This window comes from Stenotrophomonas sp. AGC87, from assembly GCF_057333975.1.
The window spans coordinates 30,784-31,854 of record NZ_JBHFHW010000034.1; the positions used below are offsets into that span (position 1 = coordinate 30,784).

Annotated in this window: 1 protein-coding gene; it reads right to left on the minus strand. The window is 62.8% G+C overall.

The window, feature by feature from the left end:
- Positions 1 to 82 precede the first annotated feature (82 nt).
- Positions 83 to 487: a hypothetical protein gene (locus ACE026_RS14235; protein ID WP_486039482.1), complete on the minus strand. Its 405-nt coding sequence runs from the start codon at positions 485 to 487 to the stop codon at positions 83 to 85.
- Between the last annotated feature and the right edge of the window lie 584 nt (positions 488 to 1,071).

A 1,071-nucleotide genomic window follows, 5' to 3' on the forward strand; every position in this document is an offset into this window, starting at 1 on the left:
GGCCGGCTCCTCCGGTTGCCCGGGAAGGGCCGCCTGGTTGCCGGCCAGCGGCCGGCACTACCCGGCAAGCAGCCGCCGGCGATCAATTCACGCCGATGGCGCCCCACAGCGCGCAGACGATCACGATCGTCAACGACGGCCACTGCATTGGCATGTAGAAGAAGTGATGGCGGGCATGCTCGCCCGCCGCGCGCGGGCCGCGATTGAGCACGAAGCCGAGCACGACATTGATCGCCGCGCCGATGCCGAATCCGATCAACAGCTGCGCCAGCGAGGTATTGCCTTTGGCAACAGCAGGATCGGGCCACAACCACATCAACAGCAACAACGCGACGATGGGCGTGAGCAGCGTCAGGAACCCTGCGCCTCGATAAATAACCATGGAGTGACCTGCAGAACGGGACCGCACATTCTGCACTACCCCGCGTGCCGGCCAACGGTCGGCACCTCCCCGGTTGGCGGCCGCAACGCGAGCGAAATCCAGCATGCTCAGCTTCCGGGCCATGTCGAAAGGGGCAATAGAGATCGACGCGTCGGGCAAGGCAAGTGCGACAACTACCTGCCTACTCAAAGAGCGTCGCCGGCCCGAAATCTGCACACCACTTCGCATCTTGAACCGGCAGCTGCACACAGAACCAATCATTCACAGCATTGGTTGGCGAGAATCTACCGCTCTCTCAGCTAACGTCATCTCGATACGCTCAACACCGAGTGTCTTCTGTCCAAACAGGCTGTCGCCAAGGTTCTCCATGAAAACACTGTTCGCTTCCCTTGTACTTGCCCTGGCTGTGGGTGCCATGACTGTCACGACCTCCTCCGCCCAAGCTACGACGTCCCCGCAGACGGAGGAGCAGTCCTACAGGTGCTGGTGGGCGGCGCCGAATACAACGGAATACGTCTGGGCGACATCGTTGGAGCATGCGCGGGCCGTCTATGCCGACCTTACCGGCCGCCCCATCTACAACGTGAGGTGTCGCCTGGAAGCAGCGCCCTGAACCCGATCCAGCACTGGAGCGTCATCGCCGCCCCGAGCGTGCTTTAGAGCCTCCGGACCGACCAGCGGCGCCCCAC